Here is an 18,243-nt window from a genome sequence, read left to right as displayed (position 1 = left end):
GAGGGGAACACGATGAAGAAGTCACTCACGAGAGCGGGCATCGCCCTGGCCGGCGCCACGCTCGCCGTCACCGGGGTGCTGGCGGGAGCCGGGACCGCGAGCGCCGGCTGGTCCGACTGCCCGGCGGGGGCGCTGTGCGCCTACCTCGACATCAACGGCGGGGGCACGCCCGGGAAGGTCTACGACGACAACGCCAACCTGCTCCAGTACACCAAGTTCGACAACGCCCTGTCGGCGTACAACCACGGCAACAACTGCAACGTGAAGCTCTACAACGGCCTCAACTGGTCCGGCAGCAGCCAGGTCCTCAACCGCGGCGCGGCCTTCTACGACCTGCGGGGCTCGATCTTCGAGCGGAATATCGCGTCGAACGACTGGTGCGTGTGAGCCGGTCGGCCGCGGCCCGGCGGACCCGGCTCGGCGCGCTCGCCGCGTTCGCCGTGCTGGCCGTGCCCGGCTGCTCCCTCGCGGGGGCGGCCGGGCCCGGCCCCACCGCCCCCGCCCCCTCACCCGACCCGGACGTCCGGCCGCTGGGCGGGCTCACGGCGTACTCCCACGCCGACGCGGTGCGCCTCTTCGCACGCGAGGAGGACGCCGTCGCCGCCTGCATGGCCGAAAGGGGCAAGCCGTACCGGCGGCAGACCCGGACCTCCTCCGCCCGCGCCGAGGAGACCAGCCCGTACGGCCTGGTCGGCCCCCGGCGTGCGGCGGCCGACGGCTACGGCATCGTCGGCGAGGTCCTCCACCGGGCCGCGCACCCCCGCCCCGCCGAGCAGCAGCCGGGCGACCCCGCCTGGCAGGAGGCGCTCACCGGTACCCCCGCGCACCTGACGGCCAGGACCGTGGCGCGCGGCGGCCGCCTCACGTACTCCACCGACGGCTGCGTCGCACGCGCCGACGTCCTGGTGTACGGGGAGGGCTGGCCGGAACTGGAGGCGGGCGCCAACGCCGTGGCCAACCACGTCCTGGGCGCCGTCGAGCGCGATCCCGCCCACCGCGCCGCGATCACCCGCTGGGCCGCCTGCATGGCGGAGGCCGGGTACCCCGGCTACGGGAAGGACGGGCTCCAGGCACCCCGCAAGGTCCTGAACGCCAGGCTGGCCGCGGCCGGCAACGACCCCGCGAAGCTCAGGGCGCTCGGCGCCGAGGAGATCCGTACGGCGGAGGCGGACGCCCGCTGCGAGGCCGGCGCGGACCTCGCGGGAGTCGTCGCCACCGTCCAGAACGCTGTCGAGGCCCGCCTGCTCACCGCCGCCGACCGGGCCGTACTCGACCGCTTCCGGACGCTGAAGGAGCGGGCCCTCGCCACCCCCTAGGCCCCCGGCACCTCCGGCGGCGGGGTCGGGGCGCCCGGCAGCCGGAGCACCGCGACCGTCCCCGGCTCCGCCGGCCGCAGCTCCACCGTGCCGCCCGCCTGCTGCACCGTACGGGCCACGATCGACAGCCCCAGCCCGCTGCCCGGCAGGGCGCGGGCGGACGGGGACCGCCAGAAGCGGTCGAAGACGTGCGGCAGTTCGTCCGCCGGGATGCCGGGACCGTGATCGCGTACGGTCAGCTCGCCCCCGTGCAGCTCCACCTCCACGGCGCCGCCGGACGGGCTGAACTTCACCGCGTTGTCCAGCACGTTGACCACCGCCCGCTCCAGTGCCGCCGGCTCGGCCCGTACGTACCAGGGCTCCAGCGCGGCCATGTACGCCAGCTCCGGGCCGCGCAGCCGGGCCCGCGACAGCGCGCTCTCCGCGATGTCGTGCAGGCCCACCACCTGGAGCGGCCCGGGCGCCGCCGCGTCGGGGCGGGACAGCTCCTGGAGGTCGCCGATCAGCGCGGCCAGCTCCGTCATCTGCGCCTTCACCGAGGCCAGCAGCTCCCTGCGGTCCTCCGGCGGGATGGCCCGGCCGGTCTCCTCGCTGCGGGCGAGCAGCTCGACGTTGGTGCGCAGCGAGGTCAGCGGCGTGCGCAGCTCGTGACCGGCGTCCGCGATCAGCTGCGCCTGCCGGTCCCGGGAGGAGGCCAGGGCGGCCGTCATGGAGTTGAAGGAGCGCGAGAGCCGCGCGATCTCGTCCTCGCCCTCGTCGGGGATCCGGACGGTCAGGTCCTCGGTACGGGCGATGTGCTCGACCGCACCGGTGAGTTCGTCCACCGGACGCAGCCCGGTCCGGGCCACCCACAGGCCGGCCGCCCCGGCGCCGACCACGCCGATGCCGCCGAGGCCCAGCAGGACCCAGGCCAGCGTGCCGAGGGGCTTGTCGATGTCGGCCAGGGGCTTGGCGATCGAGAGGGCGAGGAGCTGGCGGGCGCCGTTCGGCTGCGTGGTGGTGGCCGGCTGGGTGTAGACCCGGAGCTTGGTGCCGGCCTCGGTGGTCACGTCGTGCAGGGAGGAGGCCAGGTCGCCCCGGGCCACGGCGAGGTCGTCGGCGGTCACGGGCAGGGTCTGCGGGCCGGCCACCCAGCAGTGCGAGCCGCCGGCCAGCACCAGCTGGACGCTTGCGTTGAGGTTGCCGCCGACCCCGACGCTCTCCGCGGGGGCGGTCGGCCGGCAGCCGATCGGGCTGGACAGGACCTGGTTGGCCGCCCGCGCCGCGGCGTCGGGGTCTATCGCCTTCAGCGACTCGTCCAGCTGTGTCCTGAGCTGGCCGCGCACCATGAACCAGCACGCGGCCGCCACCGCCGCCACCGCGAAGGCCACCGCGGCGGCCACCAGGATGGCCAGCCGGGAGCGCAGCGGGAGCGCGCGGAAGCTCCGGATCCGGCGCAGCGGGCTCATTCGGCGCCCCCGCCGTCGCCCGCGCGCAGCACGTAGCCGACGCCCCGCACGGTGTGGACCAGGCGGGGCTCGCCGCCCGCCTCGGTCTTGCGGCGCAGGTACATCACGTACACGTCCAGGGAGTTGGAGCTGGGTTCGAAGTCGAAGCCCCACACGGACTTCAGGATCTGCTCCCGGGTCAGCACCTGCCGCGGGTGGGCCAGGAACATCTCCAGCAGCGTGAACTCGGTGCGGGTCAGCTCCACCGGCCGCCCCGACCTGGTGACCTCGCGCGTGGCCAGGTCCATCCGCAGGTCGCCGAAGGAGAGCACGTCCTCCGGCTGCCCGTCGCCGGCCGCCGGGGCGGCGTACGCGCTGCGCCGCAGCAGGGCACGGATCCGGGCGAACAGCTCGTCCAGCTCGAAGGGCTTGACCAGGTAGTCGTCCGCGCCCGCGTCGAGTCCGGTGACCCGGTCGCCGACGGTGTCGCGGGCCGTGAGCATCAGCACGGGAGTGGTGGAGCCGGCGGCGCGCAGTCGCCGGGCCGCGGTCAGCCCGTCCATCCGGGGCATCTGGATGTCGAGCACGATCAGGTCGGGCTCGTACGCGGCGGCCTTCTCCAGGGCGTCGAGCCCGTCGACGGCGGTCTCCGTGCCGTACCCCTCGAAGGCGAGGCTGCGGCGCAGGGCCTCGCGGACGGCGGGTTCGTCGTCGACGATCAGGATGCGCTGCGGGTCGCCGTCGGCGGGGTTCATCGGGTCCGGTCCTTCTCAAGAGGGTGGGGCCCGGGGGGTCCCGGGCCTCCAGACTTACACGGCGCGGTCAGAAGCCGGTGCCGAACAGGCCGCCGCCGGAGCCGCCGTCGGAGCCGCGGCCGGGCTCCTGGCCGCCGGAGCCGCCGGTGCCGCCGCTGCCGCCGTCGCGCAGGGAGTCGAGGTCCTTCTTGACGGTGTTCACCGGGATGGCGAAGCCGAGGCCGACGCTGCCGGCGCTCGACTGGCCGGTGGAGGGCGAGTAGATCGCGGAGTTGATGCCGATGATCTCGCCGTTCATGTTGATCAGCGCGCCGCCGGAGTTGCCGGGGTTGAGCGAGGCGTCGGTCTGGATGGCCTTGTACGTGGTCTTCGACGAGCCGGTATCGCCGTTGAACTGGCGCCCGCCGAACTCGAAGGGCCAGCCGCCGCCCTGCTGCCACTGCTGCTGCTGTTCGTTCTGCCCCTCGGACTTGGCGACCGTGACGTCGCGGTCCAGGGCGGAGACGATGCCGCTGGTGACCGTGCCGGTCAGGCCCTCGGGGGAGCCGATGGCCACGACCTGGTCGCCGACGTTCACCTTGGACGAGTCGCCGAGCTTGGCGGCCCTCAGCCCGCCGGCCCCTTCGAGCTTGATCAGCGCGAGGTCCTTGTCGGGGTCGGTGCCGAGCACCTTGGCCTTGTAGGTCTTGCCGTCCGAGGTCCGGACGGTGATCTCGGACGCCCCGGCGACCACGTGGTTGTTGGTGACGATCTCGCCGTCGGAGGTGATGATCACTCCGGAGCCGGTGGCCTTGCCCGAGCCGGTGGTCGCGCCGATCTCCACGATGGAGGGCATCACCTGCTGGGCGACGTCGCTGACCGTGCCGTTGCTCGACTGGGAGACGTTCGTGCCCGGGACACCGGGGCCGGAGGTCCCGCCGCCGGTGAGGAACTCCTGGACCGCCACCGCGGTGCCGCCGCCGATCAGCGCGGCCGCCATGGCCACCGCCGCCAGCAGCGCGACCGGGCGCTTGGCGCGGGCGGCGTGTGCCGGACCCTCGCCGGGCGCGGCCGCCGGAGTGCTCCAGCCGGTGCCCCAGCCGGAGCCGCCGTGGCCGCTGCCCGTGTGCACGCCGCCGAGTACGTCGCCACCGGGTACGGCGCCGCCGTGCCCGTCACCACCGTGGCCCGCGGCCCCGCCGCTCCCGTGTTCACCGGCCGGCGGGACCGTCTCGCCGCGGATCACCTGCGGCGCATGGGCCTCGAACCATCCCGGCGCGGCCGGCGCGTACGCCGGCGGCGGCGGGTAGCCGGAGCCGGCCCGGGTCTCGTGGGCCGGCCGCTCACGGCCGCGCTGGACGTCGTCGCCGAAGACCGGCTGCTGCTGGGTCGGGTTCTCCTGCTGCGGGTACTCGCCTTCGCGGCGGTGGCTGTCGGTCATGGCCACGACTCTCGCCGCCGATCATGAGAGCTTCCTGAGTGCGCGCTGAGAAGCCCGACAGAAGGTCGTATGCCCGATGTAAAGACGCCCGGCGGGGGTCCGGCGGGAGCCGGATCAGCCCACCGGGTCGCAGCCGCAGGAGCGCCGGACCACCAGCGCGGACGGGAACTGCTTCAGCCGCTCGCGCCGCGATCCGGCGACCCGAAGCGCGTCGTCCAGCACCAGGTCGACGGCCGCCCGGGCCATCGCCGGCCGGTCGGAGGCGATGGTGGTCAGCGGCGGGTCGGTGAGCGCCGCCTCCTTGACGTCGTCGAAGCCGGCGACCGCCAGCTCGCCCGGGACGTCGATGCGCAGCTCGCGGGCCGCGCGCAGGACGCCGATCGCCTGGTCGTCGGTGGCGCAGAAGATCGCCGTGGGCCGGTCCGGGCGCGCCAGCACCTCCAGCGCCACGCGGTAGGCGTCGTAGCGGTTGTACGGGGCCTCGATGAGCCGGCCCTCGACCGACCGGCCGGACTCCAGCATGGCCCGCCGCCAGCCCTCGACGTGGTCGGCGACCGGGTCGCCGACGGAGGGGGTGTTCTCGATGCCGCCGATGCACGCCACGTACTCGTGGCCGTGCTCCAGCAGGTGGCGGGTGGCGAGCTGGGCGCCGCCGATGTCGTCGGTGACCACGGCCACGTCGTCGATCGCCTCGGGCCGCTCGTGCAGCAGCACGACCCGGGCGTCCCAGGCCTCGATCTCGCTGGCGGCCTGCTCGCTCATGCCCTGGCTGACCAGGATCAGGCCGGAGACCCGCATCCCGAGGAAGGCCCGGAGGTAGTGGACCTCGCGCTCGGTGCGGTAGTCGGAGTTGCCGACGAGCACCATCTTCCCGCGCTCGGCCGCGGCCTGCTCGACCGCGTGTGCCATCTCGGCGAAGAAGGGCTGCCGGGCGTCCGGGACGATCATGCCTATGAGGTCCGTGCGCCGCGAGGCCATCGCCTGGGCGACCCGGTCGGGCCGGTACCCCAGTTCCTTGATCGCGGCGAGTACACGCTCGCGCGTGGCCGGGGCGACCGGCCTTGGTCCGTTGTTGATGACGTAACTCACGACCGCGGTCGAAGTACCCGCCAGTCGCGCTACGTCATCCCGCGTCACCTTGGCCACGCGCCGAATTCTACGCGGGGTGACCGTCCCGTGGGCAGGGAGTCTGCCCACCGGACGATCACGATCGCGTACTCCTAACGGGCGACAGGGGCTCCGGCCTCGGACGCGGCGTCCGCCGCGGCCTTGCTGCGGGCCTCCTCGGCCGCCCGTTCCACCTTCTCCGGGGCGACGAAGCGGTAGCCGACGTTGCGCACGGTGCCGATCAGCGACTCGTGCTCCGGGCCGAGCTTCGCGCGCAGCCGCCGTACGTGCACGTCGACCGTCCGGGTGCCGCCGAAGTAGTCGTACCCCCACACCTCCTGCAGCAGCTGGGCCCGGGTGAAGACGCGTCCCGGGTGCTGCGCGAGGTACTTCAGCAGCTCGAACTCCTTGAAGGTCAGGTCCAGCACCCGGCCCTTGAGCTTGGCGGAGTACGTCGCCTCGTCGACCGACAGGTCGCCGTTGCGGATCTCCATGGGGGAGTCGTCGGAGCCGATCTGCTGGCGGCCCATGGCCAGCCGCAGCCGCGCCTCGACCTCGGCGGGTCCCGCGGTGTCGAGGAGCACGTCGTCGATGCCCCAGTCGGCGGTGACGGCCGCGAGGCCCCCTTCGGTCACCACCAGCAGCAGCGGACAGCCGGGTCCGGTGGAGCGCAGCAGCTGGCACAGGGAGCGCACCTGCGGCAGGTCCCGGCGGCCGTCGATGAGGATCACGTCGGCGCCGGGGGTGTCCACCAGTGCGGGCCCCTCGGCGGGGGCCACCCGGACACTGTGCAGGAGCAGGCCGAGGGCGGGCAGCACCTCGGTCGAGGGCTGGAGGGCGTTGGTCAGCAGCAGGAGGGAGCTCATCGCCGACCACCTGCCCGGTTCGGACGGTCGTGCGTGGTTCGCTGGCCCATCACGTCGGTTCCTCCTCGGTCCCGTCGAGGACGTTCGCGGCACTGCTTCGTACGAGGTGCGGTCCCCGCGCCCTGGGGCCCGCCACCGGAAGCGGTATGAACCAAGGTTCCACCCGATCCCGGTGTTCGTGCTGTGTTCAACGTGCTGAAAGCACAAAAGGACCCGGGGGCAACGTTGCCCGGATCCTCTGCCCAGCAGAATAGCCCACATGAATCCCGCTGGAGAGGGCCGAGCGGAACCCGGTCCTGTGGTCCGCACCACGCTCCGCACGGCGGACGGGGTGCCGATCGAGGCGGTCCACCTGCCCTGTGCGGTGCCCTCGGAGGCCCCCGGAACGGCGGGTCCGCACCCGGTCGCGATCGTGGTCGCGCACGGCTTCACGGGCTCCGCCGACCGGCCTGCCGTGCGGCGGGCCGCGGCGGCCTTCGCCCAGCGTGCGGGCGTGATCACGTTCTCCTTCCGGGGTCACGGGAGGTCCGGCGGACGGTCCACCGTGGGCGACCGCGAGGTGCTCGACCTGGACGCCGCGGTGGCCTGGGCGAGGGCCCTCGGATACCCCCGCGTCGCGACCGTCGGCTTCTCGATGGGCGGCTCCGTGGTGCTCCGGCACGCGGCGCTCGGGGCCGCGGGACAAGGGGGGCGCACGGAGGCACGTACGGACGCGGTGGCCGCCGTCAGTGCGCCCGCGCGCTGGTACTACCGCGGGACCGCGCCGATGCGGCGGCTGCACTGGGTCGTGACCACTCCGGCCGGGCGCCTGGTGGCCCGGGCGGGGCTGGGCACCCGGATCTCCGGTGCGCGCTGGTCGCCGGTGCCGCTCGCCCCGTACGAGTCGGTGCCGCTGATCGCGCCGACGCCCGTACTGATCGTGCACGGGGACCGGGACCCCTACTTCCCGGTCGACCACGGACACATGCTGGCCGCGGCCGGGCCGGCCGAGCTGTGGGTGGAGCCGGGCATGGGCCATGCCGAGAACGCGGTGGACGACGACCTGCTCGCGCGGCTGGCGGACTGGCTGGCCGCGACGGCTGTGAGGTAGCCGCAGCACGAGGCGGCATCATGGAGGCCCGACGAAAGGAGCTGCTGTGGCAGCGGGAACCATCCGCTACTGGGCGGCGGCCAAGGCCGCGGCCGGGATCGCGGAGGAGCCGTACGCGGCCGCGACCCTGGCCGAGGCGCTGGACGCGGCCCGCGAGCGGCACCCCGGGGAGCTGGTCCAGGTGCTGAAGCGCTGCTCGTTCCTGGTGGACGACGCCCCGGTGGGCACGCGTCCGCACGAGTCGGTGCGGCTGACCGAGGGCGGCAGCGTCGAGGTCCTTCCGCCGTTCGCGGGAGGGTGAGCCGAGATGACCGAACGCCCCTCCTCCTCGCCGGCGCCGGGGGATCCCGACCCGTACGCCACGCAGACCTGGTCCTCCGAGACCTGGGACACCACCTACCAGCCGACGGTGCCGCCGCAGGCGGCTGCCGGGTCTTCTGCTCCCGCCGCCTCGCCGTCGCCGTCGCCGTCTCCGACGTCCTCGTCCTCGCCCGGGCGGGCGTGGCCGGACGCCTCCGGAGCCGGGCAGGAGTGGCCGGGGGCCGGCACCTCCGCCGCCTGGCCGGCGGCCGGCACGGGTTCCGCCGCGGCCTGGCCCGAGGCGGGCTCGGGTGCGGGTGCGGGTTCCCCGTGGCCCGACGCCCCGGCCGGCCAGGGCTGGCAGGCCGGGGGCGCAGCCTCCCCGTGGCCCGGGGACGGTACGGGCGCCGGTGACGCCGGAGTCTCCGCTTCCGCCTGGCCCGAGGCCGGTACGGGTACGGGCGCGCCCGGCGTCCCGTCGGAGCCCGCGGCCCCTTCGTGGGCCCGCCAGTACGACACCCCGGCCCCCGGCACCCCGGCCCCCGGCACCCCGTCCTGGGCCGCCGCGGACGACCGCGGCACCGCAGCGGGCCCGTGGCCGGAGACCGGCGGCTCCTCCGCTTCCCCCTCGGGGTCGTGGCAGGAGCCCGGCACCGGAGCCTCACCCGTGTGGCCCGAGGCCGGCACCGGAGCGGGCCCCGCCCCGTCCTCCGAGGGCGCCGACCTGTACGCCCGCCTCTCCGGCGACGCCGGGTACACCCCGGCTCCGCAGGGCGCGGACCCCTCGTACACCCCGGCTCCGCAGGGCGCGGACCCCTCGTACACCCCGGCTCCGCAGGGCGCGGACCCCTCGTACACCCCGGCCCCGCTGGGCGCGGACCCCTCGTACGGCTCCGCCCCGCAGGGCACCGATGCCGCCGCCACCGCCTACCTCCCGCCCGTGCGGGACGACGCCCCCGCCCCCTACGGCACCGACGCCGCGGCGACCGCGTACCTCCCGCCGGTCCGGGACGACGCCCCGGCGCCGCACGGCACCGACGCCGCGGCCACGGCCTACCTCCCGCCCGTCCGCGACGGCGAGCCGGCCCCGCAGGGCGCGGACGCCGCGGCGACCGCGTACCTCCCGCCGGTCCGGGACGACGCCCCGGCGCCGCACGGCACCGGCACCGGCACCGGCGGCACCGGCGCCACGGCCGTCGAGGAGGCCGGGCCCGGGGGGCCCGCGTACTCCTCGCCCGTGACCCTCGGGAACACCCGGGTCCGCGACCCCCGGCAGGCGCGGGCCGAGGGCCGGTCGCCGATCATCGACCCCGGCCCGCAGTCCGCGCTGCTCACGGCGGGCCTCGGTGCCCTCATGGCACTCGCCGCGGCGTTCGGCGCGTACGCCCTGCTGCTCCCGCTGGTGGCCCTCCAGGGCCTGACCGCGGCGGGCTGGTTCCGGCTCAACGGCATGTGGCCGGCCCGTCAGGGCATCGCCCTCGCGTTCGCCGGGGCCCTCGTCGCCGACGCCGCCGTGCTGGCGGTGGCCGAGCTCCACGCGCCCGGTGCGATCATCGGCACCCTCGGGGTCTGGGTGCTGCTGACCCTTGTGCTCCAGCTCCGCAGCCACGCCGACCCGGACGAGCGGGTGTACGGGCTGATGGCGAGCGTGGCCTCGGCCGCCCTCGCGATCGTCTGCGCCGGTTACCTCGCCGCCGACCCGGCCGCCGTCACCGCCGGCGCCGCCGCCGTGGGCGTGGCCGCCGTGGTGCGGGCCCTGCCGCTGCCCCCCGCCCCCTCCGTGGCCGTCTCGCTGCTGGCCGCGGCGGGCGCGGGCCTGGCCGTCGGCGGGCTCACCTCCGTGGGCGCGGGCGGCGCGCTCGTCGGCCTCGCGGCGGGCGTGTGCACCCTGATCGGGCTGCGCGTGGCCGCGTACGACTACCCGTCGAAGTTCGTCCACATGACGGCGGGCGTCGCGCTGCCGCTGGCCGCCGCCGCGCCGGCGGTCTACCTGGTGGGGCGGGTCGTCGGCTGAGGACGGGGTAGGCGAGAAGCGGCGCGGCGGGACCACCGACCGCGCCGCCCACACGATCCGGCACGGAAAGACATGGGGGGCAACAACACCGTGCGAGCACTGCGGATACTGCTGATCATCGGGGTGGTCCTGACGGGCCTGCTGGTCGCCGTCGACCGGTTCGCCGTCGGATACGCGGAGGACAAGCTGGCCGCCAGGGTCCACTTCAGCCAGGGCCTGGCGGGCAGCACGGACGTGGACATCAGGGGCTTCCCCTTCCTCACCCAGGTCGTGGGCTACGAGCTGGAACAGGTCGACGCCCACCTGCGCGGCATCGAGGCGGACACCGCCGGCCGCCGGGTGCGCATCACCTCGATCGACGCGAGCTTCCACGACGTGAAGCTGAGCGCCGACTACAACGGCGGCACCGCCGCCCGGGCCGACGGCGAGGCCTTCCTCTCGTACGCCGACCTGACCGCGGCCTCGCAGACCGGTGTGACGGTCGCCTACGGGGGCGCGCCGGGCAAGGTGAAGGTGACCGCCTCCGTCGAGATCCTCGGCCGCACCTTCTCCCGCAGCGTGACCTCCACGGTCAGCCTGGTGAAGGGCAACGTCGTGCGGGTGCGGGCCGAGCACGTGCCGGGCGAGGGCTTCCCGGGCCTGGAGGAGCTGATCCGGAAGAAGACCGACTTCGACCGGCCGGTCGACGCCCTGCCCAAGGGCCTCGGCCTGACCTCCGTCACGTCGGACGGCGAGGGCGTACGGGCCGTCCTGAAGGGCACCGACGTGAACCTCGGCGCCCGCTGACCGGACCCGCCCCGGGGACCACCCCGAGCCGTTCGCCGAGGCGCGCCCCCGGACCCGGACCCGGCCCCCTCCCAAGGCCCGCTCAGGCCCCGCCCGAGCGGGCCTTGGCCGCATAGTGAGACGGCGAAGTCCGAACCGCAGATGGATGCCCTGCCGCCCAGACCCCGCAGGGCTTCCGCCGGCTTCGGGAGCGGTACTCCATCCCGCAATCCGGACGATCCCGTCTCGATATATGACACGCCGGTGACAGGGGCCCCGGATCGTCCCTACGATCCCTTGTCATGAAGCGACAGGCGGACCTCACGAAGCGGCGGGCAGTAGACCTGTGCCGCGTCGCCGCCATGCTCTGTCGATCGATGTGAGCGACCGGCGCTTCACGTAAGCGCGCAGCTCCCTCCCGGCCGTACGAACACGACGGCCGTCCCGCGTGACACGCACCCCCGACGCCAGCCCCGCCCCGGCCCGCCTCCCCGCGCCGCCGGACCGCGGACGCCCGGGCGCACCCGGAACCGCGCACGCACCACACCGCAGCACCCGCACAGCCCGCCGCACACTGCCCCGGAGGAGATCATCATGAGCCGCAGCGACGTCCTCGTCGACGCCGACTGGGTCGAGGCCCACCTGGACGACCCCAAGGTCGTCGTCGTCGAGGTGGACGAGGACACGTCCGCCTACGACAAGAACCACATCCGCAACGCCGTCCGGATCGACTGGAAGCAGGACCTCCAGGACCCGGTCCGCCGCGACTTCGTGGACCAGGAGGGCTTCGAGAAGCTCCTCTCCGCCAAGGGCATCGGCAACGACGACACGGTCGTCCTCTACGGCGGCAACAACAACTGGTTCGCGTCCTACGCCTACTGGTACTTCAAGCTGTACGGCCACCAGGACGTCAAGCTCCTCGACGGCGGCCGCAAGAAGTGGGAGCTCGACTCCCGCGACCTGGTCGACGGCTCCGAGGTCCCGAACCGCCCGGCCACCGAGTACAAGGCGCAGGCCCAGGACACCTCCATCCGCGCCTTCCGCGACGACGTCGTGGCCGCGATCGGCGCCCAGAACCTGGTAGACGTCCGCTCGCCCGACGAGTTCAGCGGCAAGCTGCTCGCCCCGGCCCACCTCCCGCAGGAGCAGTCGCAGCGCCCCGGCCACGTGCCGAGCGCCCGCAACATCCCGTGGTCGAAGAACGCCAACGACGACGGCACCTTCAAGTCGGACGACGAGCTCAAGGCCCTCTACGAGGACGAGCAGGTCGACCTGTCGAAGGACACCATCGCGTACTGCCGCATCGGTGAGCGCTCCGCGCTGACCTGGTTCGTCCTGCACGAGCTCCTGGGCCAGGAGAACGTCAAGAACTACGACGGCTCGTGGACCGAGTACGGCTCCCTCGTCGGCGTGCCGATCGAGCTCGGCGCCAACAAGTAATCCGGGCACGCGACGCCCTCGTACGACCTCTCTAGGACAGGACAGAGAACATGTGTGGAGCACAGATCGGCGGGCCCGACCTCGCGACGCTGAAGCCCGGTGAGACCGCCATCCAGGGCCAGGTGACCAAGGACGGCGAGCCCGTCAGCGGTTACGTCCGGCTGCTGGACTCGACCGGCGAGTTCACCGCGGAGGTCCCGACCTCGGCGACCGGCCAGTTCCGCTTCTACGCCGCCACCGGCGAGTGGACGCTGCGCGCGCTGGTGCCCGGCAGCCAGGCCGACCGCAAGGTCGTCGTGGTCGAGCAGGGCGGCGTGACGGACGTCGCGATCGCGGTCTGACCGTGAGCTGACCGCCCGCGGTCACCGGAACAGGCCGGAGGGCCGCACCCCAGGGGGTTGGACGCCACTGGACGGGGTGCGGCCCTCCGCGCCGTCGCAGGCTCCCCCCGTGCCGTTCCGGTGCGGGGGGATTTCCGTACGCTGGAGACATGTACGCCCGGCGCCGACGCGTCTACTTCCTGATGATGGGCGGATGCCTCGTCCTCTTCGTCTCCGCCTGGGCCTTCGTGCGGCTGTGGTCGGTGGAGGCGGCGGTGGGGATGTGCGTGGTCGCGATGGTGATCCCGCCGGTCGCGGCGATGATCGCGAACCGCCGCGGGCCCGACGACCGCTGGTGGGACGACCCTTCCGGGGACCCGCAGTCCGACGAGTGGTGGGACGAACTGGACGGAAAGCGGCGGCGGGACGAATAACGTCCCCCCGGAGATCAAACCGTGATCCGGAACGGTACAACTCTGTTCGGCACCCCGTGGTCTGCTGTGTGCACAGGTAACGAAACCTGTGGCGCAACGTCCTGTGGGGGGACCCTTTGGAACCAGAGCAGACCATCCCTGACCAGCGGAGACGGGAGGAGGTCGGACCGGAGCCGGTGCGTCCGGAATTCCCGGTAGCGAACGAACTGCCCGCGGAGTCGGAGTCCGTAGCGGAAGCGGCGCCGGCCGCCGCCGTACGCCCGCGCCGCCGCGGCCGCACCACCCTCCTGATCGCCGCCGCCGCGGTGCTCGGCGCCCTCGCCGGCACCGTCACGGGCTACGCCGTCCAGTACGACCGCGAGCCCACCCCCCTGCCCCCGCTGGCCCAGCCGGGGCTGGAGTACCCGAAGCCCCGCCCGGCCGAGGCCGGCACGACGGCCCGCTCCGTCAACGCCAACCGCTGGCACAAGACGGAGGACGACCTGCGGGAGCTGCTGGTGCCGGCGCCCAAGGGCGCGACGAACAAGCTCCGTGCCAACGACTCGGCCGACGTCTTCGCCGGGAACTTCGAGTACCCGGCCTCGATGCTCAGGAAGTACCTCGGCGCCGACCTGCGCCGGGTCTCCAGGGCCGAGTGGCAGGAGGGCGACCACCGCTTCGTGACGGTCCGTCTGGTCCAGTTCCGCGACTACGCCGCGGCCGAGGACTACCAGGAGGACCAGTCCGCGTACATGGGCGACGAGGAGCACGCGGACAACCCCGGCGAGCCCGTGCCGGGCGTGCCCGAGGACAACGGCAGGGCCTGGGTCTACTCGAAGGCCGACACCAAGCCCGGTTACCTGCCCTACCGGAGCGCCCGGGCCCTCGTCCGGCGCGGCAACGTCGTCATCGACATCCGTCTCGGCGACAACCGGGGCAAGATCGCCGAGCGGGACCTGATCTCGCTGGCCAAGCGGCAGCTGGAGCGCCTGTGAACCGCCGGACCGTACTCGCCTCCGCCGCCGGTGCCCTCGGCCTGGCCGTGCTCGTGGGCGGTGGCTTCTGGGGCGCTGCCCGCCTCGACGAGGCCGACCGCACCGCCCAGACCCGCTACTGGAACCCGGCCGGCGTCGAGGCGAAGGAGCCCGTGCGCCCGACCGTGCCGTCGACCCCGCTGTCCCGCCTGCTGCTGCCCGCCGACGTGCCGTACCAGCTCGGGCCGGACCGGGGCGAGAAGGGCAACGACTACACGGTCTCGGGCGAGCTCGCCGTCGCCCGCATCAAGGAGGACGCGGCCGGGCTCAGCGCGAGCCAGCGCAAGGAGCGCGACCGGGAGCTGGACAAGCTCAGGCTCACCGGCATGGCCGGGCGCAGTTTCCGCCACCTGGACGGCTCGCTGGCCGCCGAGGTGGAGATCACCCAGGCGGAGGGCAAGGGCCTCAAGCAGCTCGGCAACTTCTCCAAGACCCTGCTGAGGCTGCTGGCCGACGGCCGGAAGGCGACCGCGGTGCCGGGCCACCCCGAGGCCAAGTGCTACACGCTGACCGTGGTCGAGGCGAAGGAGCACAAGGAGAAGGTCGAGTCCCTGATCTGCTCGGCCTACACCTCCGGCACGCTCGTGTCCTTCCGGGCGTACGGCGGCAACCCCTTCTCGAAGAAGGACGCCGTGGAGCTGCTGAGCCGGCAGCTCGACCACCTGAAGTCCCCCGGGGAGCGCGTGTGACCGAGCAGACGACGACCAACGAACCGGCCGCCGAGGCTTCGGTGACTGCCGAGGCCCCGACGGCGCCCGAGGCCCCGGCCATCGTCGAGGCGCCGGCCATCGCCGAGGCGCCGGCCATCGCCGAGGTGCCACCCGTGCCCGAGGTGCCGGCCGTGCCCGGGGTCCCGGCCGCCCCGAGGGACCGCCGCGTGCTGCGGGCCGTCCTGCGCTGGACGGCCGCCGTGCTGGTCTTCGGCACCGTCGGCGCGGGAGTGGCGTACGGGATCACCGAGCGCGAGCGTACGGACGTACCCGGCCTCGGAACCCTTGACGACGGCCGCTGGGACTACCCCCGGCTCGCCAAGCCCGCGCTCCCCGCGGGCGCCCCGGTGCCGTACGCCGAGGACAACAAGGAGGGCCTGCACCACGCGGAACTCCGCAAGCTGCTGCTGCCCCCGCCCGCCGGTGCCACGCCGGAGAAGCTGACGGCAACGGCGGACGGCTTCGCGGCGGAGTTCGCCGCCGGAGAGCCCCGCGCCGAGCTGCGTCAGGAGCTGAAGGACAACGGTCTGCGCGAGGTCGCGGCCCACGGCTGGACCATGCCCGACGGCAGCCGCACCCGGATCTGGCTGCTGCGCTTCCCGTCCTCCGGCTTCGTCGACGCCGCGAGCCGCTGCGGCATGCTCATGAAGCTGAACGGCGTCGGAGGCCTGGAGCTGGACGTGGCCTGGACGCAGGTGAGGGCGAACCAGGACCGGCCGGGGAACGACGGCACCGCCACGGTCTACCGGGAGACCGCCCCCGCAGGGCCCACGTACACCCGCGCCTCCTGCATCGAGTCCGGCGAGGTCCAGGCCCTCGTCACCCAGACCCGCAAGGGCGGCGTGCCGGTGGTCCCGTTCCACCAGACGGTCGTACTCCAGGACCAGCTGCTCGGCTGACCCCGCCGCCCCCGTACGCGCCCCCCGTCCCCCGATGTGACGGTGGAGCGCACCTCACAGAGAGGGTCCGGTCCCGGCCCGATAGTCTGGGACCGGCCCTCCCCCCGGCCGTGCGGCCGGGGAACCAACCGAATCGTCCGAGGAGCACCCCGTGCTTGAGGCAGTCTTCACCTCCCTGCTGGTCCTGGTCTGCGTCGGCGTTCTCGCCTTCACCGGCCTGGCCGTGAAGAAGCTGTACCAGGGTCAGCGCTGACCACCCCGGAACCCCTCTCCGCACCCACAGATCGCCTGAGCCGCTCATGATCCAGATCCCGTCCGACCTCAAGCCGGACCTCGTCCCCCTCGCGTTCCTCCTCGGCACCTGGGAAGGCGCGGGCGTCTTCGACTTCCCCGGCGACGAGAAGTGCAACTTCGGCCAGGAGGTCGTCTTCAGCCACGACGGCCGGGACTTCCTGGAGTACACCTCGCACAGCTGGGTCCTCGACGCCGAGGGCAAGAAGGTCCGCCCCCTGGAGTCGGAGTCCGGCTACTGGCGCATCGACAAGGACCGCAAGGTCGAGATCGTCATGGTCCGCGACCAGGGCGTCGTCGAGGTCTGGTACGGCGAGCTGGCCGACAAGAAGCCGCAGATCGACCTGGTCACCGACGCGGTGGCCCGTACGGCGGCCTCCGGCCCGTACAGCGGCGGCAAGCGCCTCTACGGCTACGTCAACGGCGACCTGATGTGGGTCGGCGAGAAGGCGACCCCCGACGTCGAGCTGCGCCCGTACATGTCGGCCCAGCTGAAGAAGGTCGTCACCCCGGAAGAGGTCGCCGAGATGGCCCGCAACCTCCCGGACATGCCGGACGACGGCATCGCGTTCTTCCGCTGACCGGAAGAGCCCGAGCACGCTGAAGCGAAGGGGACCGCGGCCCGCCGCGGTCCCCTTCCGCGCGCTTACACTGGCCCCGTGGTGAGCACCGACTGGAAGAGCGATCTGCGGCAGCGCGGCTACCGGCTGACCCCGCAGCGCCAGCTTGTCCTCGAAGCCGTCGACGCCCTCGAGCACGCGACCCCGGACGACATCCTCGTCGAGGTGCGCAAGACCGCGTCCGGCGTGAACATCTCCACCGTCTACCGCACGCTGGAGCTCCTGGAGGAGCTGGGGCTCGTCTCCCACGCGCACCTCGGGCACGGCGCCCCCACCTACCACCTGGCCGACCGCCACCACCACATCCACCTGGTCTGCCGGGACTGCACCGAGGTGATCGAGGCCGACCTGGAGGTCGCCGCCGACTTCACCGCGAAGCTGCGCGGCACCTTCGGCTTCGAGACCGACATGAAGCACTTCGCGATCTTCGGCCTCTGCCGCGACTGCGCCGCGAAGCGCGAGGCGGCCCAGTCGTAGGCTTGGCCGTATGACGACCAGCCCGCTCCTCAGCCTGCCCGGTGCCGTACCCGCCGAGGGCCGCGACGAAGGCGTCGCCGCGCACTACGGAGACCTCTTCCGCGAGCAGCGCGCCCTCGCCGAGGGCCGCGGATTCGTGGACCTCTCGCACCGCGGCGTCATCACCGTCTCCGGGCCCGAGCGGCTGAGCTGGCTGCACCTGCTGCTCACCCAGCACGTCAGCGACCTGCCCGCCGGCCAGGCCACCGAGGCGCTGATCCTCTCCGCCAACGGGCACATCGAGCACGCGCTCTACCTGGTCGACGACGGCGAGACCGTCTGGGCCCACGTCGAGCCCGGCACCCAGGAGGCGCTGACCGCCTACCTGGAGTCGATGAAGTTCTTCTACCGCGTCGAGGTCGCGGACCGGACCGCCGACACCGCCGTGGTCCACCTGCCCGCCGGGTCGGCCGTCGAGGCCGGCAAGGAGCACGTCGTACGCGACACCCCGCACGGGCGGGACGTGTTCCTGCCCCGCGCGGAGCTGGAGTCCTTCGCCCGCGAGCACGGGCCGGCCGCCGGCCTCCTGGCGTACGAGGCGCTGCGCGTCGAGGCGCACCGCCCGCGGCTGGGCCTGGAGACCGACCACCGGACCATCCCGCACGAGCTGGGCTGGATCGGCACGGCCGTGCACCTCCAGAAGGGCTGCTACCGCGGCCAGGAGACGGTCGCGCGCGTCCACAACCTGGGGAAGCCGCCGCGCCGCCTGGTCTTCCTGCACCTGGACGGCAGCGACGTGCTGCTGCCGCCGCACGGCACGCCCGTGCGGCTGAAGTCGGACGGCGAGGAGGGCCGCCAGCTCGGCTTCGTCACCACCTCGGTGCGTCACCACGAGCTGGGGCCCATCGCCCTCGCGCTGGTCAAGCGGAACGTCCCGGTGGACGCCGAGCTGCTGGCCGGCACGACGGCCGCCGCGCAGGAGGTCGTGGTGGCGCCGTAG

21 protein-coding genes are annotated in these 18,243 nt (G+C 73.7%); 16 read left to right on the top strand and 5 right to left on the bottom strand.

The genetic code is table 11. The annotated features are described in order from the left end of the window. The first annotated feature begins 12 nt into the window (after positions 1-12). Both ACIQUQ_RS30845 and ACIQUQ_RS30840 read left to right on the top strand, forming a co-directional pair. Entirely contained in the window at positions 13-387 is a 375-nt protein-coding gene (locus ACIQUQ_RS30845; protein ID WP_403982499.1) for a peptidase inhibitor family I36 protein, read from the top strand. Then, entirely contained in the window at positions 384-1,316 is a 933-nt protein-coding gene (locus tag ACIQUQ_RS30840; RefSeq protein WP_403982496.1) for a hypothetical protein, read from the top strand. The genes ACIQUQ_RS30845 and ACIQUQ_RS30840 overlap by 4 nt, the downstream gene beginning before the upstream one ends. On the opposite strand, the gene ACIQUQ_RS30835 is transcribed toward ACIQUQ_RS30840, so the two are convergent. The 5 genes from ACIQUQ_RS30835 to ACIQUQ_RS30815 all read right to left on the bottom strand — a co-directional run bounded on the left by ACIQUQ_RS30835 (position 1,313) and on the right by ACIQUQ_RS30815 (position 6,891). Next, positions 1,313-2,764 carry an ATP-binding protein gene (locus ACIQUQ_RS30835; protein ID WP_403982494.1) on the bottom strand — a complete coding sequence of 484 codons (1,452 nt, stop codon included), beginning with the start codon at positions 2,762-2,764 and terminating at the stop codon, positions 1,313-1,315. The genes ACIQUQ_RS30840 and ACIQUQ_RS30835 overlap by 4 nt on opposite strands. Continuing rightward, positions 2,761-3,498: a response regulator transcription factor gene (locus tag ACIQUQ_RS30830; RefSeq protein WP_403982491.1), complete on the bottom strand. Its 738-nt coding sequence runs from the start codon at positions 3,496-3,498 to the stop codon at positions 2,761-2,763. The genes ACIQUQ_RS30835 and ACIQUQ_RS30830 overlap by 4 nt, the downstream gene beginning before the upstream one ends. Positions 3,499-3,565: 67 nt before the next feature. Further along, entirely contained in the window at positions 3,566-4,918 is a 1,353-nt protein-coding gene (locus tag ACIQUQ_RS30825) for a S1C family serine protease (RefSeq protein ID WP_403982488.1), read from the bottom strand. A gap of 114 nt (positions 4,919-5,032) precedes the next feature. Next, positions 5,033-6,064, bottom strand: coding sequence for a LacI family DNA-binding transcriptional regulator (locus ACIQUQ_RS30820; RefSeq protein WP_403658151.1), 1,032 nt, complete (start codon positions 6,062-6,064; stop codon positions 5,033-5,035). Positions 6,065-6,138: 74 nt separating this feature from the next. Next, entirely contained in the window at positions 6,139-6,891 is a 753-nt protein-coding gene (locus tag ACIQUQ_RS30815) for a winged-helix domain-containing protein (RefSeq protein WP_399938997.1), read from the bottom strand. A gap of 259 nt (positions 6,892-7,150) precedes the next feature. On the opposite strand from ACIQUQ_RS30815, the gene ACIQUQ_RS30810 reads away from it, so the two are divergent. The 14 genes from ACIQUQ_RS30810 (at position 7,151) to ACIQUQ_RS30745 (ending at position 18,243) form a co-directional block, all read left to right on the top strand. After that, positions 7,151-7,981 carry an alpha/beta hydrolase family protein gene (locus ACIQUQ_RS30810; RefSeq protein WP_403982484.1) on the top strand — a complete coding sequence of 277 codons (831 nt, stop codon included), beginning with the start codon at positions 7,151-7,153 and terminating at the stop codon, positions 7,979-7,981. A gap of 46 nt (positions 7,982-8,027) precedes the next feature. Further along, the gene (locus ACIQUQ_RS30805; protein ID WP_399939003.1) at positions 8,028-8,282 is read left to right on the top strand and encodes a MoaD/ThiS family protein; all 255 of its coding nucleotides are present in this window, start codon (positions 8,028-8,030) and stop codon (positions 8,280-8,282) included. Between the two features lie 6 nt (positions 8,283-8,288). Further along, positions 8,289-10,295 carry a hypothetical protein gene (locus ACIQUQ_RS30800; RefSeq protein WP_403982481.1) on the top strand — a complete coding sequence of 669 codons (2,007 nt, stop codon included), beginning with the start codon at positions 8,289-8,291 and terminating at the stop codon, positions 10,293-10,295. Positions 10,296-10,385: 90 nt separating this feature from the next. Beyond that, positions 10,386-11,081 (top strand): DUF2993 domain-containing protein, encoded by a 696-nt coding sequence (locus ACIQUQ_RS30795; protein WP_399940478.1) that lies wholly within the window; start codon positions 10,386-10,388, stop codon positions 11,079-11,081. A 281-nt stretch (positions 11,082-11,362) separates the two neighbouring features. Beyond that, complete coding sequence (locus tag ACIQUQ_RS30790) at positions 11,363-11,443, top strand: putative leader peptide (protein ID WP_365035947.1); 81 nt, start codon at positions 11,363-11,365, stop codon at positions 11,441-11,443. A gap of 211 nt (positions 11,444-11,654) precedes the next feature. Then, positions 11,655-12,500 carry a sulfurtransferase gene (locus tag ACIQUQ_RS30785; protein WP_399939009.1) on the top strand — a complete coding sequence of 282 codons (846 nt, stop codon included), beginning with the start codon at positions 11,655-11,657 and terminating at the stop codon, positions 12,498-12,500. A 50-nt stretch (positions 12,501-12,550) separates the two neighbouring features. Further along, a complete protein-coding gene (locus ACIQUQ_RS30780; protein ID WP_399939012.1) occupies positions 12,551-12,841 on the top strand; it encodes a DUF1416 domain-containing protein in 291 nt (96 codons plus the stop codon). Positions 12,842-12,990: 149 nt separating this feature from the next. Next, positions 12,991-13,254 (top strand): DUF3099 domain-containing protein, encoded by a 264-nt coding sequence (locus ACIQUQ_RS30775; RefSeq protein ID WP_399939014.1) that lies wholly within the window; start codon positions 12,991-12,993, stop codon positions 13,252-13,254. Between the two features lie 176 nt (positions 13,255-13,430). Beyond that, entirely contained in the window at positions 13,431-14,228 is a 798-nt protein-coding gene (locus ACIQUQ_RS30770) for a hypothetical protein (RefSeq protein ID WP_403982476.1), read from the top strand. After that, positions 14,225-14,956, top strand: coding sequence for a hypothetical protein (locus tag ACIQUQ_RS30765; protein ID WP_403982474.1), 732 nt, complete (start codon positions 14,225-14,227; stop codon positions 14,954-14,956). Before ACIQUQ_RS30770 ends, ACIQUQ_RS30765 begins: the two co-directional genes overlap by 4 nt. Continuing rightward, positions 14,953-15,876: a hypothetical protein gene (locus ACIQUQ_RS30760; protein WP_403982472.1), complete on the top strand. Its 924-nt coding sequence runs from the start codon at positions 14,953-14,955 to the stop codon at positions 15,874-15,876. The genes ACIQUQ_RS30765 and ACIQUQ_RS30760 overlap by 4 nt, the downstream gene beginning before the upstream one ends. 299 nt (positions 15,877-16,175) lie before the next feature. Then, positions 16,176-16,748 carry an FABP family protein gene (locus ACIQUQ_RS30755; protein ID WP_403982470.1) on the top strand — a complete coding sequence of 191 codons (573 nt, stop codon included), beginning with the start codon at positions 16,176-16,178 and terminating at the stop codon, positions 16,746-16,748. 78 nt (positions 16,749-16,826) lie between these two features. After that, the gene (locus ACIQUQ_RS30750) at positions 16,827-17,264 is read left to right on the top strand and encodes a Fur family transcriptional regulator (RefSeq protein WP_403982468.1); all 438 of its coding nucleotides are present in this window, start codon (positions 16,827-16,829) and stop codon (positions 17,262-17,264) included. Between the two features lie 10 nt (positions 17,265-17,274). Next, entirely contained in the window at positions 17,275-18,243 is a 969-nt protein-coding gene (locus ACIQUQ_RS30745) for a YgfZ/GcvT domain-containing protein (RefSeq protein WP_403982466.1), read from the top strand.

This window comes from Streptomyces sp. NPDC101118 (genome assembly GCF_044759445.1).
GTDB lineage: Bacteria > Actinomycetota > Actinomycetes > Streptomycetales > Streptomycetaceae > Streptomyces.
This window is presented reverse-complemented; position numbering and strand designations above follow the sequence as displayed.

Coding starts and splice junctions, on each gene's coding strand:
- ACIQUQ_RS30845 (WP_403982499.1), top strand. CDS start 13: ATGAAGAAGTCACTCACGAGAGCGGGCATCGCCCTGGCCGGCGCCACG.
- ACIQUQ_RS30835 (WP_403982494.1), bottom strand. CDS start 2,764: ATGAGCCCGCTGCGCCGGATCCGGAGCTTCCGCGCGCTCCCGCTGCGC.
- ACIQUQ_RS30830 (WP_403982491.1), bottom strand. CDS start 3,498: ATGAACCCCGCCGACGGCGACCCGCAGCGCATCCTGATCGTCGACGAC.
- ACIQUQ_RS30825 (WP_403982488.1), bottom strand. CDS start 4,918: ATGACCGACAGCCACCGCCGCGAAGGCGAGTACCCGCAGCAGGAGAAC.
- ACIQUQ_RS30815 (WP_399938997.1), bottom strand. CDS start 6,891: ATGAGCTCCCTCCTGCTGCTGACCAACGCCCTCCAGCCCTCGACCGAG.
- ACIQUQ_RS30810 (WP_403982484.1), top strand. CDS start 7,151: ATGAATCCCGCTGGAGAGGGCCGAGCGGAACCCGGTCCTGTGGTCCGC.
- ACIQUQ_RS30800 (WP_403982481.1), top strand. CDS start 8,289: ATGACCGAACGCCCCTCCTCCTCGCCGGCGCCGGGGGATCCCGACCCG.
- ACIQUQ_RS30790 (WP_365035947.1), top strand. CDS start 11,363: ATGAAGCGACAGGCGGACCTCACGAAGCGGCGGGCAGTAGACCTGTGC.
- ACIQUQ_RS30785 (WP_399939009.1), top strand. CDS start 11,655: ATGAGCCGCAGCGACGTCCTCGTCGACGCCGACTGGGTCGAGGCCCAC.
- ACIQUQ_RS30780 (WP_399939012.1), top strand. CDS start 12,551: ATGTGTGGAGCACAGATCGGCGGGCCCGACCTCGCGACGCTGAAGCCC.
- ACIQUQ_RS30775 (WP_399939014.1), top strand. CDS start 12,991: ATGTACGCCCGGCGCCGACGCGTCTACTTCCTGATGATGGGCGGATGC.
- ACIQUQ_RS30755 (WP_403982470.1), top strand. CDS start 16,176: ATGATCCAGATCCCGTCCGACCTCAAGCCGGACCTCGTCCCCCTCGCG.
- ACIQUQ_RS30745 (WP_403982466.1), top strand. CDS start 17,275: ATGACGACCAGCCCGCTCCTCAGCCTGCCCGGTGCCGTACCCGCCGAG.